The following is a 12,489-nucleotide window of genomic DNA, read 5'->3' as shown; positions in this document are numbered from 1 at the left end:
AGCAAGTACCTCGCTAATTCAATTGTTTTTTTATTTCAGCCACTTCCGGATGCGCTTCATGGCTTCCACGCAGTCTTCGTGCTTGCCGAAGGCCGTCAGCCGGATATATCCTTCACCGCTGGGGCCGAAACCTACACCCGGTGTGCCCACTACATTGGCTTCGTACAGCATCTGTTCGAAGAACCGCCAGGAACTTGTTCCGTCAGGCGTTTTCAGCCAGATGTAAGGAGCGTTCACACCGCCGTAGACTTTCAGCCCGGCCGCTTCAAGGCCCTGCTTCATGGTCCGGGCATTGTCCATATAATAATCTATCGTTTCCTTTATCTGCCGCTGTCCCTCCGGTGTGTAGATGGCTTCCGCCGCCCGCTGGGTGATGTAGCTGGTACCGTTGAACTTGGTAGATTGGCGGCGGTTCCAGAGCTTGTTCAGCGGGATGCGTTCGCCTTCCAGCGTGGCGGCAGTGAGTTCTTTCGGCACAACGGTGTAGCCACAGCGTACTCCCGTGAATCCGGCAGTCTTCGAGAAGCTGCGGAACTCGATGGCGCATTTCTTCGCTCCCTTTATCTCATAGATGGAGTGGGGTACGTCATCTTCGCGGATGAAGGCTTCGTAGGCGGCATCGAACAGAATCAGCGTGTCGTTGGCGAGCGCATAGTCCACCCATTTCTTCAGCTCGGGCTTGGTCAGGGTGGTGCCCGTGGGGTTGTTGGGGTAGCAGAGGTAGACGATGTCGATGCGCTTGTCCGGAATCTCCGGGATGAAGTCGTTCTCGGCGGTACAAGGCATGTAGGTGACGTTGCTCCACTGGCCGTTTCCTTCCAGTACTCCGGCACGTCCGCACATCACGTTGCTGTCTATATAGACCGGATAAATCGGGTCGGTCACTCCCACGCTGTTGTCGTGGCGGAGAATGTCGCCGATGTTTCCCGTGTCGCTCTTTGCTCCGTCGTTCACGAAGATTTCCGTAGGACCGAAATGGATGCCTCGCGGAAGGTAATCGTGCTTGATGATGGCTTCTATCAGGAAGTCGTATCCCTGCTCGGGACCATATCCACGGAATGTCCGTGTGTCAGCCATCTCCTCCACTGCCTTGTGCATCGCTTCGATGCAGACCGGTGGCAGTGGCCGGGTAACGTCTCCGATACCCAGACGGATGACCTCTTGCTTGGGATGTGTTATCCTGAAAGTATTTACCTTCTTGGCTATGTCTGAAAACAGATAACTACCCGGTAGCTTTAAAAAATGTTCGTTTACTAATGCCATAATCTTTTCTTGGTTGATAGTTGGTGATTAGTCAATTAATTCAATTTTGCCGTCGAATACTTTGGTGGCTTCTCCCGTCATCAGTACATGCCTGGTGGCGATGTCCCATCGGATGGTGAGTGAGCCTCCGTCCATGATGATGATGGATTCCCTTCCTGCGCGTCCGGTGAGGAAGGCTGCCACGGCGGTGGCACAAGCTCCGGTTCCACAGGCTTGGGTGATGCCCGAGCCTCGTTCCCAGACACGCATCCTTATTTTTCCTTCTCCCAATATCTGGGCAAATTCTACATTGATGCGTCCGGGGAAGAGAGGGTGATTCTCCAGTTTGGGACCGATGACTGTAAGGTCGATGGCTTCAATATCATTGACAAAGATTACCAGATGCGGGTTTCCCATGGATACGGTAGTCCCTACATATCGTTCTCCGTCCACTTCGATGGGCTGTTCTTTCATCGGTTTGGCTCCTTTGCCGTCGTAGTCTGCCGGTTCGTCGGCAGGTATGCCCATGTCTACGGTTACAGAGTTGACCTTTCCGTCTGCCAAGTGCAGGTTTAGCATCCTTATACCTGACAGTGTATCGAGTGCGATTTCTGTTTTGGAGGTCAGTCCGTAGTCAAAAAGATATTTTCCGATGCAGCGGCTTGCATTGCCGCACATCCGGGCCTCCGAGCCGTCGGCATTGAATATCCGCATGCTGAAATCGGCCTTGTCCGAAGAACCGATAAGTACCAGACCGTCACTTCCAATTCCCGTATGCGGTGCACTCCATGCCCTCGCAAGTTCTTCCGGATGGCTGATAGGATATTGGGTCGTATCTACATAAATGTAGTCGTTTCCGGCACCGTGCATCTTGGTGAATTTTATAGCTCTTGTCATTTTGTCCTTTATCGGTTGGTTAATATATCCTTTTGTTTTATTTCGATGCAAATATACGACGTTTTGTTTTATAATTAACTGTAAAGCATATCTATTTTCTATTATTTTTTAGCGAAACTTTCATTCAATGAGAATATCTACTGTCAGGCTTTCAATTTAAAAGCATATGGCTTTGTTTTTATATAAATTGTAATCCATGTGAAAGTTTAGTTTGACTCAAAATAAGAAAAAAGATTTTTTATAAGACTAATTGCTATCTTTTTGAAAACAAGAAACCGCTCCATTGCGGACATAATGAAGCGGTTTGTTTGGTTTTTGTTTCTAAATGTATAAGGAGCGGCTATTTTTTCTTTAAAATTTCTTCCAGCACTACCGGCTCATTGGTTGTAATGAAATCTACTCCTTGGCTGATGAGCCATTCCATGTCTTTGGCTTCGTTTACGGTCCAGGCGTTTACTTTCATGCCGAGGTCGTGGCATTCCTTTATCCATTCGGGATGTTTTTGGAAGACACTGAAGTGATAGTCGGGACCGGCACAACCCCATGCTTTCAGCTCCTTGGGGGTAAGGTCACCGGTCAGGTAGTAGACGGGGGTGCCTTTGGGTGCCAGACGGATAAACTCCTTGGTGGCATGTTGGGAGAAGGTGATATATTCCGTACGGTCCTCCAGTCCTTTGTCCTTTATCATTTTTACGATGCCCTCTACGGCTCGTGTTTCCTGTTCGGGAGTCTTGTGGGCTTTCAGTTCGAGGATAAGGCGGGTTTTTAGGCTTTTTGCCTTGTCCAGATACTGTTGCAGGGTAGGGAGTTGTTCGCCGTTGTCCAGTTGTACGGCGGTGCATACCTTGGCTGTGGCATCTTGCATAGTCACGCCTTTAAAGGTGGCGTCATGATTGACAACCAGCTGATTGTCTGTGGTGAGCCAAACGTCGAACTCGGAGCCGTAGCAGTGGATAGAATCAGCCTTTACAAGTGCGGCAAGGGAGTTCTGAGCCGAACCGTCTGTAGTCCAGAAACCACGGTGGGCAATGACTTCCTGGGCCTGGATAGTGCCGCATGCAGCAAAGAGCAGGGCAGAAGCAAAAAATAGTTTTTTCAGATTCATAATGATTAGGGTGTTTTGTTTTGAACACAAAGATAAGTATTATATTTCTTTTATTAAATCTAACCCCTGAGTAATTTCAGTATGTACTTTCCGGGCATCACGATGCGGGCTTTCAGCTGGGGTGAGCTGTTCAACTCATATAGGATTTTCCAGATTTTCCCTCCCAGTTTTCCAAAATCTGTCAGTCTTAGGATGGCATTCAGATCGTGGATGTCGGTTACTTTCTGCCTTGCCAGTTCTTCCATCAGGCCTTGGTAATTATGCGTCTGTCTGTTGAGCGTGTACTCCGGTGGAGTCAGAAGAATCTCCTCCTTCCTTCTTCCCGTCTCTCCTTGGGGAGATAGAGAGGGGTTTTCTTTATTCTCTTTATTTAGTTTATTTGCTAAAGCGCTGCTTGTTTTGGCATCCCTGATTCTCTGCTGGTTAACCAGTCCACCGCGACGTCCGGCCTCCTTTTTAGCTTCTTGTTGGGCGTCCCATGGCTCCATGCGGCGGCTTAGTCCGGGGGATGAGAAGCTTGTCTCGTTCACCTCGAACAGTGCATAGTCATAGATGATTCGCTTCAGTGTGGCGGTTGTCACCCTTGCTTTTTGTGCCAGTATGGGAATCACTTTCAGGCTGGCTTTATATTCATTCTGCAATCTGAGGAATTCGAGCACTGTCCAGTAAATGCCATATCCTTTCATACCTTCTTCTTGTATCATAATCATTAATTTTAGGTTGCTGCCGGCATTGGCATCATGTAGTAAATAAGCCTCCATAGCTTTTGATATTGGTGTTTTTTGTTAGTTTACTATCGGTCTCCATTCCATAAAGTTCTCAATCAGAAAAGTCCGCCAGCCTTGTTGTTCCGCGTCCCAATAGGCTACGTGAGCTTTAATGCTTGTCATGTCATGTTTCTTTTTGAAGTCGCTTTCGTAGGAAACAAGGGTTCCTCTTCCCATGTAGAAGCTGCCGTCCTGCTTTCGGTAGGCTATCAATGCATATCCGTATCGCATGTATTCCAATAGGGAATTTATGCGTTGTGCCATCCATTGTACAGACTCCATGCTCAATGTCGTGTTTTCCGTAATCCGTTTTTCCCATAGCTTTTTTGTTTTTTCTGTTTTGGATACAAATTTCTCCTCAAATTCAGTTTTTTCTTTTCCCATTTTTTATGTTTTTAGGGTTAGTAAATGTATGATAATCAGCAATGAAAAAGGGCTACTCCTTTCAGTACGGATGGCTACGCCCTTGCCTTGTTGAGGCTACACCATCCGACAAGAAAGGTGTAGCCCTTCTGTCCGGTTGCTGACGGCGGCAAAATTACTGCCTTTCCAGGTACTGAACTATCAGTGATTTATCCTTACATCATATCCGTATGGGTCAATCAGTGTGGTGTCTTCCCGTTTTATGATGGCCCATACCTTCTCCAATTCGGTGATTATCGTACTGTAAGTCAAAGGCTTTTGCTCTCCTCTGGCTCTCTTTGTGAAGTTTTCGGATGCTACGAGCAGTTTGGCTATATCCGTTATTTTTCTAATTTTTGTGCCTTCAAAATAGCCTGATTTAAAGGCTCTTAAGTAACCTACATAAACATGGGTCTGGTCTCCGTAGTAAACCCGTTCTGACAATAGCTTTTCATCCACTATGGAACTGTGTTCTTTTACTTTTGTTGCTTTTAGTTTCTGTGTATCAGATTGATACGACATGCTTCTCTGTTCGTTACTGTTGAGATGCTTCTTTTTTTGAGTTCTTTCATTTGTGTAGTTCTTCGTTCGTTTAACTGTTTTTTATTCTGGTTAAAAAATGCGAAAGTATAAAAAGTGAGGGAGAAATAAGGGAATTTTGGTGGGAAATGTGAAGGGTGAGTTGTAAATGGTTGATATATAAGATGATATGCTGTTTAAAAAACGTACGTTTAATGAACGCAAAGATAGAGACGTTTTTTGTAATGGCAAAATGTTTGATAGAAAAATGTTCCTAATAATAAATAATGATAAGCATATTGCATTGAATTTCAGCAGTATATGCAATATATGTAATCAGTTAAAATCTTCTTATTTTTAGCTTCTTGAGTATGTCTTGTATAAGTCCGAAATAGGTGTTTTTTAAACGTACGATTAAAAAACGCTTTTTTGTTTCTAATACGTTCGTTTATAGTCTCTTACCAAAAGGTAATGAACAACCACAGAGAATCTGTTGACAAGAAGGGCATAGTGCTTGTCAAACTTCCCATAAAATGCTCGCAAGTGATTGAACTACAGTTGTGTAATAGTAGTTCAAAGCCCCCAAGGAATACCTTTTTCTAAGTAAAATTAACAAGAATAGAAATGGATAAAGAGACCGAAGTTTGGTTTGCCATGCGTGCTACATACCGCAGGGAGCTTGAAGCTATGCATCTTCTCGAAAAGGCAAATCTTGGCTGTTTCATTCCCATGCAATATAAGATAAGTATCCGTAGGGGCAGGAAAGTCCGTGCTTTGGTTCCCGTCATCCGTAACCTGGTTTTTGTCCACGCACGTCCTTCCGAAGTGCAGCGATTTAAGTCTCAAATTACTTATTTGCAATATATTACTGATACCCGTAGCGGTCAGAAAATAGTCATTCCTGACCATGATATGCAGCGTTTCATAGCCGTTGCTGGTACCTACAATGACCATCTTCTCTATTTTCAACCCGAAGAACTGAATCTCTCCAAAGGTACGAAAGTCCGTATCACCGGTGGCGACTTCGAGGGTCAAGAAGGTGTTTTTCTAAAAGTAAAAGGTGCCCGTGATCGTCGTGTAGTGATTGCTATACAAGGTATCATTGCCGTTGCCATGGCGACCATCCATCCGGATCTCATCGAAGTAATCCGCTAGTCTTTAATTGTTAATTTATAATTTTTAATTAATCATGTCTCTTTTAGAAGAAGCACTCCTCCTTCAGCGTGCTGCGCACGATCTGATGTATTTGGGTATGGACGGGAGTCCTATCTATAGTGATGACTTGTCCCGTCGTAACAGCGAAGTCTATCGCTTGACCACAACTTTGTATAATTCCAGTATCTGGGGTACTACGGTGGAGGAGCAGGCAAATGTCTGTCTTGCTCTCTTGAAAGGGTATAGTGCCTCGTTCATTGACCATGGTGAAAAGCTACAACATGTGCAGGAGGTATTGAAGCGCTGTTGGGATATTCTGGATATTCTTCCTGCTTCATTACTAAAGCTTCGTCTGCTTACTGCTTGCTATGGTGAGGTGTTTGATGAGGCTTTGGTGGATGAAGCTCGTTCCATCATTGCTTCTTGGAGTGTTGCATCACTGACTGCCGAGCAGCAGGAAGCAGTTGATGAGTTTCAGAATGTGGTGGATAATCCTTATCCATGGGAGGAAATGGAATAAAAATGTATAAATAGGATTTCTCTTTGAAGAAAAAACGTATATTTGCATATAGCTTCTAAAAAAGAGAAATAAGATGGAACAGATGCGTAAACTGCCGATTGGTATACAGACTTTTGAAAAGCTGCGTGAAGAAAATTATCTTTATGTAGACAAAACAGCAATGGTCTATAAGATAGCATCCAATTCCACTCCCTATTTTTTGAGCCGTCCTCGCCGTTTCGGTAAGAGTTTGCTTATATCTACCTTCGAAGCTTACTTTCAAGGACGTAAAGATTTGTTTCACGGACTTGCCATCGAAAAACTGGAAACCCAATGGGAGGAATATCCTGTATTACATCTGGACTTAAATGCCCGTAAATATGAAATAGCCGGAGATTTGATAGCCATGCTTAATCAATATCTGGAAAAGTGGGAATTGAAATATGGTGCAGAAAAGCAGGAGCGTAGTCCCGAAGAGCGCTTTGCCTATGTGATAGAGCAGGCGTATGCCCAGACGGGTAAGCAAGTGGTAGTGTTGATTGATGAATATGATAAGCCTTTGCTTCAAGCTCTTTCGGATGAAAAGCTAACGGAAGAATATCGTCGGATATTGAAAGCCTTTTATGGGGTACTGAAAAGTGCCGACCGTTATCTCCGCTTTGTTTTTTTGACGGGTGTGACGAAGTTTGCGCAGATTAGCGTGTTCAGTGATTTAAATCAGTTGCAGGACATCAGTACATGGCCCGACTATTCTTCTTTATGTGGTATTACTAAGGAAGAACTGCTCACAACGTTTACTCCGGAGATAGAACGTTTGGGTGTTTCCAATGGAATGGACTTCGATACAACTTTGGAGCGGATGACGAAGCTGTATGACGGTTATCATTTTTACCCTCATTGTGAAGGGGTTTTTAATCCTTTCAGTGTGTTGAATGCATGCAAGTCGAAGATTTTGGATAATTTCTGGTTTCAGACCGGTACTCCTACCTATTTGGTAAATTTATTGAAAGAGAGTGATTATGATTTGCGCCTTCTGATTGAGGGAGTTGAAGTGACGGCTTCCGCCTTTTTTGAGTATCGTGCGGAAGTAAAGAATCCGCTTCCCATGATTTATCAGAGTGGTTATCTGACCATCAAAGACTACGATAGGGATGTTTTATTGTACACTTTGGGTTTTCCCAATGATGAGGTACGCTATGGTTTCTTGAATTTCTTGGTTCCTTATTATACAGGAGTGACTGATGATGAAACCGGTTTCCACATAGCCAAGTTTATGCGTGAACTCCGTTCCGGTGATGTGGATGCATTCATGGAACGCTTGAAAGTATTCTTTGCAGGCATTCCCTACGAACTGAGCAACAATACCGAACGCCACTATCAGGCCATCTTTTATGTCGTCTTCACTTTGCTGGGCCAATTCGTACAGGCGGAAGTGCGCAGTGCGCGTGGTCGTGCCGATGCCGTGGTGCAGACAAAAGATGCCGTTTACGTCTTTGAGTTCAAGCTGAACGGCAGTGCCGAAGATGCCTTGAAGCAAATTGATGAGAGAGGTTATCTGATTCCTTATGTGCTGGATGGCAGGCGGCTGGTGAAAGTGGGGGTGAACTTCAGCAAGGAGACACGGAATGTGGAGAGGTATATTGTGGAATAACTCTTTAGCACTCATGCCTCGGCAAAATTCCTTTCCTATGAACGATAGGAATCCAAACTAATAATACTTAAAACTCAAGTCCTTTTTTGATATTCTTTATAGGAAAGCTGCCTTTGGGCGGTTTTCCATAGGAGCTACGTCTTTTTTGGACACTTACTACTTATGGATAATAAACAGACGGATAACAAGCGTATTGCAAAGAATACTCTAATGCTCTATATACGTATGATATTTGTTATGCTGGTCAGCCTGTATACATCACGTGTGGTGCTGGCTACATTGGGAATTGAAGATTATGGAATCTACAATGTGGTGGGTGGAGTAGTGGTGATGTTTGGTTTCCTTAATGGTGCAATGTCGGCCTCAACTTCGCGTTACATTACATTTGCATTAGGAAAGGGAGAATTGGGAGAGCAACTAAAGGTGTTCAATACCTCTCTCCAAATACATTTGATTATAGCGTTGCTCATTCTCCTATTGGCTGAAACTGTAGGTCTGTGGTTTTTACAAAGCAAGATGATTATTGCCGGAGATAGACAGTACGCTGCTTTTTGGGTTTACCAATGTTCGGTGCTGACCATGATGGCTTCCATAATAAATGTTCCCTTTAATGCTTCAATAATTGCCCATGAACGAATGTCGGTTTTCGCATATATATCCATATTCGAAGTAATTTCAAAATTGGGTATTGTGTATTTGTTGATGATTGTTCCGGTTGACAAGCTGATTTTCTATGCAGCGTTGCTTTTTGCTGTGCAGTTGCTGATGCAGTCTGTTTATATGCGTTATTGTGTACGCCATTTTGAGGAAGTGGAACTGAAAAAGATATGGAGTAAGCCGTTATTTACAGAAATGTTGGGCTTTGCAGGATGGAACCTTATGGGCAATTGTGCGGGAATTTTATCCACACAAGGGGTGAATATTCTGCTCAACATGTTTTTTGGTCCTGCAGTAAATGCGGCTCGTGGTGTTGCAGTGCAGGTGCAAGGGGCTGTATCCTACTTTTCCAGCAATTTCCAAATGGCACTGAATCCGCAGATTACCAAGAACTATGCAACAGGCGATTTGCAGGCTATGCATAATCTGGTATTAAGGAGTGCCCGTTTTTCATTTTTTCTGCTTTTCCTGCTTTCGTTACCAATCTATTTGATGACCCAAGAAATTCTGGAAGTTTGGCTTACGGAAGTTCCCGATTTTTCGGCAACATTTCTTCAACTCTCCTTGATGGCGGTTACGATTGATAGTATAGCCAATCCTTTGATGGTGGCTGCAGCAGCTACGGGTAATGTACGTCGGTATCAGACTGTGGTGGGAGGTGTCATTATGCTTGTTACTCCAATTGCTTATGTAGTCTTAAAGATGGGGGCTGATGCACCTTCGGTTTTTATTGTCAACTTATTGGTAATCATATTGTCCTTTATTACGCGTCTCTATATCATACGCTCTCTTATTCAATTAAATATCAACAGGTTTGTTTGCCAAGTAGGGAGAAGTGTGTTGTTGGTGCTACTCTTGGGAATCCCTATACCAGTTATACTTCGGCTATTGTTTCCCCCCACTTCGATAGTTCATGTAGTTATTTTAGGATTGTCTTGTATGGGTTCTGTGTGTATAGCTGTCTATACAGTAGGGCTTGAAGAGAATGAAAGGATATTTGTCCGTGGGAAAATAGCCGAACGCATTCGTTCTTTTAGAAGGGAATAATTAACAGTTTTGCTATGATTAAATTGGAAAAAAAATCAGACTGTTGCGGTTGTGCTGCTTGTGTACAACGTTGTCCCAAACAATGTATTTCCATGCAGGAAGATGAAGAGGGTTTTCTTTATCCTGCAGTGGATAAAGAGTCTTGCATAGATTGTGGGCTATGCGAGAAGGTCTGTCCAATACTTTCTCCTAGTAGCCCCCATCTTCCACATTATATTTATGCAGCAAAATCTAAGGATGAGCATATAAGGAAACATAGTTCTTCAGGTGGTGTGTTTACATTGTTAGCAGAGCAAACAATAAATGCCGGTGGAGTCGTTTTTGGTGCGCGTTTTGACGAAAAATGGGATGTCGTTCATGATTATTCTGAAACGTTAGAAGGACTGTCTGCCTTTCGTGGATCGAAGTATGTTCAGAGTAGCATAGACCAATCATACAAACAAGTTGAAAGTTTTTTAAGAGGTGGACGTTTGGTCCTTTTTTCTGGTACCCCTTGTCAGATAGCAGGTTTAAAGCGTTTCTTAAGAAAAGATTATGAGAATTTGACAACGGTTGATTTCATTTGTCATGGCGTTCCCAGTCCAAAAGTTTGGCGAATGTATTTGAAGGAAACGGTCGCACGTCAGTGCGAAAAAAATACAGTTTCGCCTCACCCTATCTCTGGTAAAAATGCCCTCGTTGAGGGTATTTTGTTCAGAGATAAGTGTTTAGGATGGAAAAAATACAGTTTTGCTCTCACCCTCTCCACTACCCTTGGGAGTGGAGAGAAAAATTCAGTTTTGCTCTCTGAACCTATAGATAAGAATATTTTTATGCGTGGTTTTATGAGTAACCTGTTTTTTCGTCCATCCTGCCATTTTTGTGCTTATAGAGAACTTCGTAGTGGTAGTGATATTACTTTGGCGGACTGTTGGGGGATACACCATGTTTATCCGGATTTTGATGATGATAAAGGCATAAGTTTATGTATTGTAAAGTCTGATAAGTTTAAAAATCTTTCATCTTCCTTGGAATGTTTACCTGTTGATTTGGATTTTGTTCGGCAATATAATCATAGCTGTTTCGAGTCGGATTCAATTCCTTTACATCGGCAGGCTTTCTTTAATGCTATTCAAGAGGATAAGGCTTGTAAATATATTCTTAAATATGCTACATATCCGGATAAGAGTATGCGGGCAATCATATCAAGAATGCTTGATAGAATAGGAATGAAGAATTTTATAAAAAAATGTATTGGGAAGATATGAAGAATGTATTATTGATAGGGATAGGCGGTGTCTACAATTACGGATGCGAGGCAATTGTACGAGGAACGGTAAATATATTGAAAACCATCAATCCGAATGTGCATATTAGCTACGCTTCTTATAATTATGAGGATGATGTGCGCAGATTGGCTGATTGTGATATACGTATTGTAAAACGTAAGCGAATAGGACGATGGAGCTGGCGTAATGTTCTGCGGAAATTGCTTTCTTATGTGAATATTTCTTATACAATAGCTTATGATACTACTGATTGGTTAGCGAATTTTGATACGGTATTTTCAATAGGTGGAGATATCTATACCCTTTCTTCTACAGGCGCATATAATAGCACTCTTCCCAACTTTCTTGAACAATGTCAATCCAAAGGACTAAAATATGTGTTATGGGGTGCTTCCGTTGGTAAGTTTGAGAATAACCCAAGTGCTTTAGCTTTTTATAAAGAACATTTAAAGAAGATAGACTTAATTGTTGCTCGAGAATCCGTGACAGTGAATTATTTAAGATCTTTAGGTATAGATAACAATGTAATGCTGGCGCCTGATCCCGCTTTTTTTGTAGAGTCCCCTCGTATAGAAAAGAAATCAAATGATAAACTGACCATCGGAATAAATCTTAGTCCGTTGTCTGCTTTATATCATTATAAGAATATTGATACCGCTATAGGCAAGCAAGCAGAAACCATTTGTGGATTGGCAAAAGAATTGGACTGCAAATTCATTTTTCTGCCTCATGTGTTAGCTGCAAATCCTAATGATAATGACTTGTTATATTTAAGAGAAATAGCTGACATAGTGACAAATAAAGGATATGATGTGGATATTATTGATACAGACCCGGGATTTATAGGATTGAAAAATAACTTAACACGATGTGATTTTGTAATAGCTGCCCGAATGCATTGTGCTGTTAATGCTATTACCATGCATGTACCTGTATTGTTGCTTTCATATAGCGAAAAGGCTAAAGGCATGGCCGAATATGTATATGGAACAAATAAAACGGTAATCTCGCTAACTGATTTTGAAAATTATCATAATGTTGCAGATATTGTCAAATGTTGGAATTACCGGTCTCGATTGGATGAAATACAGAAATTCCGTTTTGATTTATTACTACAGAAAATATAAATAGAATTATGAAAAAGATAATGCTTGTCTTCGGTACTCGCCCTGAGGCCATAAAGATGGCTCCTTTGGTGAAGGAATTCCAGAAACATCTGGAATCTTTCCAAACGATAGTATGTGTTACCGGTCAGCACCGTGAAATGCTGGACCAGGTAC

Annotated in this window: 12 protein-coding genes and 1 pseudogene; 7 read left to right on the top strand and 6 right to left on the bottom strand. The window is 42.7% G+C overall.

Annotated features, from left to right (window positions below; translation table 11 throughout):
- Positions 1-30: 30 nt before the first annotated feature.
- From ABUA47_RS18820 to ABUA47_RS18795, 6 genes are all read right to left on the bottom strand, one after another.
- Positions 31-1,263 carry an LL-diaminopimelate aminotransferase gene (locus tag ABUA47_RS18820; protein WP_035448675.1) on the bottom strand — a complete coding sequence of 411 codons (1,233 nt, stop codon included), beginning with the start codon at positions 1,261-1,263 and terminating at the stop codon, positions 31-33.
- 27 nt (positions 1,264-1,290) lie between these two features.
- Positions 1,291-2,139: a diaminopimelate epimerase gene (gene dapF, locus ABUA47_RS18815; RefSeq protein WP_005827555.1), complete on the bottom strand. Its 849-nt coding sequence runs from the start codon at positions 2,137-2,139 to the stop codon at positions 1,291-1,293.
- A 340-nt stretch (positions 2,140-2,479) separates the two neighbouring features.
- A complete protein-coding gene (locus tag ABUA47_RS18810) occupies positions 2,480-3,244 on the bottom strand; it encodes a glycerophosphodiester phosphodiesterase family protein (RefSeq protein WP_005837303.1) in 765 nt (254 codons plus the stop codon).
- Positions 3,245-3,303: 59 nt separating this feature from the next.
- Positions 3,304-4,005 (bottom strand): Lin1244/Lin1753 domain-containing protein, encoded by a 702-nt coding sequence (locus ABUA47_RS18805; protein WP_005827562.1) that lies wholly within the window; start codon positions 4,003-4,005, stop codon positions 3,304-3,306.
- Positions 4,006-4,029: 24 nt separating this feature from the next.
- Positions 4,030-4,395: an SH3 beta-barrel fold-containing protein gene (locus ABUA47_RS18800; RefSeq protein WP_009038322.1), complete on the bottom strand. Its 366-nt coding sequence runs from the start codon at positions 4,393-4,395 to the stop codon at positions 4,030-4,032.
- A 180-nt stretch (positions 4,396-4,575) separates the two neighbouring features.
- The gene (locus ABUA47_RS18795) at positions 4,576-4,935 is read right to left on the bottom strand and encodes a hypothetical protein (protein ID WP_005837300.1); all 360 of its coding nucleotides are present in this window, start codon (positions 4,933-4,935) and stop codon (positions 4,576-4,578) included.
- Between the two features lie 615 nt (positions 4,936-5,550).
- Between ABUA47_RS18795 and ABUA47_RS18790 the strand changes: the two genes are divergently transcribed.
- From ABUA47_RS18790 to ABUA47_RS18760, 7 genes and pseudogenes are all read left to right on the top strand, one after another.
- Positions 5,551-6,087, top strand: coding sequence for a UpxY family transcription antiterminator (locus tag ABUA47_RS18790; RefSeq protein WP_057254150.1), 537 nt, complete (start codon positions 5,551-5,553; stop codon positions 6,085-6,087).
- 34 nt (positions 6,088-6,121) lie between these two features.
- Positions 6,122-6,607 (top strand): UpxZ family transcription anti-terminator antagonist, encoded by a 486-nt coding sequence (locus ABUA47_RS18785; RefSeq protein WP_057254148.1) that lies wholly within the window; start codon positions 6,122-6,124, stop codon positions 6,605-6,607.
- Between the two features lie 73 nt (positions 6,608-6,680).
- Positions 6,681-8,237: an ATP-binding protein gene (locus tag ABUA47_RS18780; RefSeq protein ID WP_057254146.1), complete on the top strand. Its 1,557-nt coding sequence runs from the start codon at positions 6,681-6,683 to the stop codon at positions 8,235-8,237.
- A gap of 162 nt (positions 8,238-8,399) precedes the next feature.
- Positions 8,400-9,941 (top strand): hypothetical protein, encoded by a 1,542-nt coding sequence (locus ABUA47_RS18775; RefSeq protein WP_057254145.1) that lies wholly within the window; start codon positions 8,400-8,402, stop codon positions 9,939-9,941.
- Between the two features lie 14 nt (positions 9,942-9,955).
- Positions 9,956-11,188: a Coenzyme F420 hydrogenase/dehydrogenase, beta subunit C-terminal domain gene (locus ABUA47_RS18770; protein WP_057254144.1), complete on the top strand. Its 1,233-nt coding sequence runs from the start codon at positions 9,956-9,958 to the stop codon at positions 11,186-11,188.
- The gene (locus tag ABUA47_RS18765) at positions 11,185-12,336 is read left to right on the top strand and encodes a polysaccharide pyruvyl transferase family protein (protein ID WP_057254168.1); all 1,152 of its coding nucleotides are present in this window, start codon (positions 11,185-11,187) and stop codon (positions 12,334-12,336) included. Before ABUA47_RS18770 ends, ABUA47_RS18765 begins: the two co-directional genes overlap by 4 nt.
- A gap of 8 nt (positions 12,337-12,344) precedes the next feature.
- A pseudogene (locus tag ABUA47_RS18760) lies at positions 12,345-12,489 on the top strand (UDP-N-acetylglucosamine 2-epimerase (non-hydrolyzing)); the annotation flags it as partial.

Source organism: Bacteroides sp. RTP31139st1_H2_RTP31139_211217 (genome assembly GCF_040227615.1).
In the GTDB taxonomy this organism is placed as follows: Bacteria; Bacteroidota; Bacteroidia; order Bacteroidales; family Bacteroidaceae; genus Bacteroides; species Bacteroides uniformis.
This window is presented reverse-complemented; position numbering and strand designations above follow the sequence as displayed.

Coding starts and splice junctions, on each gene's coding strand:
- ABUA47_RS18820 (WP_035448675.1), bottom strand. CDS start 1,263: ATGGCATTAGTAAACGAACATTTTTTAAAGCTACCGGGTAGTTATCTG.
- dapF (WP_005827555.1), bottom strand. CDS start 2,139: ATGACAAGAGCTATAAAATTCACCAAGATGCACGGTGCCGGAAACGAC.
- ABUA47_RS18810 (WP_005837303.1), bottom strand. CDS start 3,244: ATGAATCTGAAAAAACTATTTTTTGCTTCTGCCCTGCTCTTTGCTGCA.
- ABUA47_RS18805 (WP_005827562.1), bottom strand. CDS start 4,005: ATGGAGGCTTATTTACTACATGATGCCAATGCCGGCAGCAACCTAAAA.
- ABUA47_RS18800 (WP_009038322.1), bottom strand. CDS start 4,395: ATGGGAAAAGAAAAAACTGAATTTGAGGAGAAATTTGTATCCAAAACA.
- ABUA47_RS18795 (WP_005837300.1), bottom strand. CDS start 4,935: ATGTCGTATCAATCTGATACACAGAAACTAAAAGCAACAAAAGTAAAA.
- ABUA47_RS18785 (WP_057254148.1), top strand. CDS start 6,122: ATGTCTCTTTTAGAAGAAGCACTCCTCCTTCAGCGTGCTGCGCACGAT.
- ABUA47_RS18780 (WP_057254146.1), top strand. CDS start 6,681: ATGGAACAGATGCGTAAACTGCCGATTGGTATACAGACTTTTGAAAAG.
- ABUA47_RS18775 (WP_057254145.1), top strand. CDS start 8,400: ATGGATAATAAACAGACGGATAACAAGCGTATTGCAAAGAATACTCTA.
- ABUA47_RS18770 (WP_057254144.1), top strand. CDS start 9,956: ATGATTAAATTGGAAAAAAAATCAGACTGTTGCGGTTGTGCTGCTTGT.
- ABUA47_RS18765 (WP_057254168.1), top strand. CDS start 11,185: ATGAAGAATGTATTATTGATAGGGATAGGCGGTGTCTACAATTACGGA.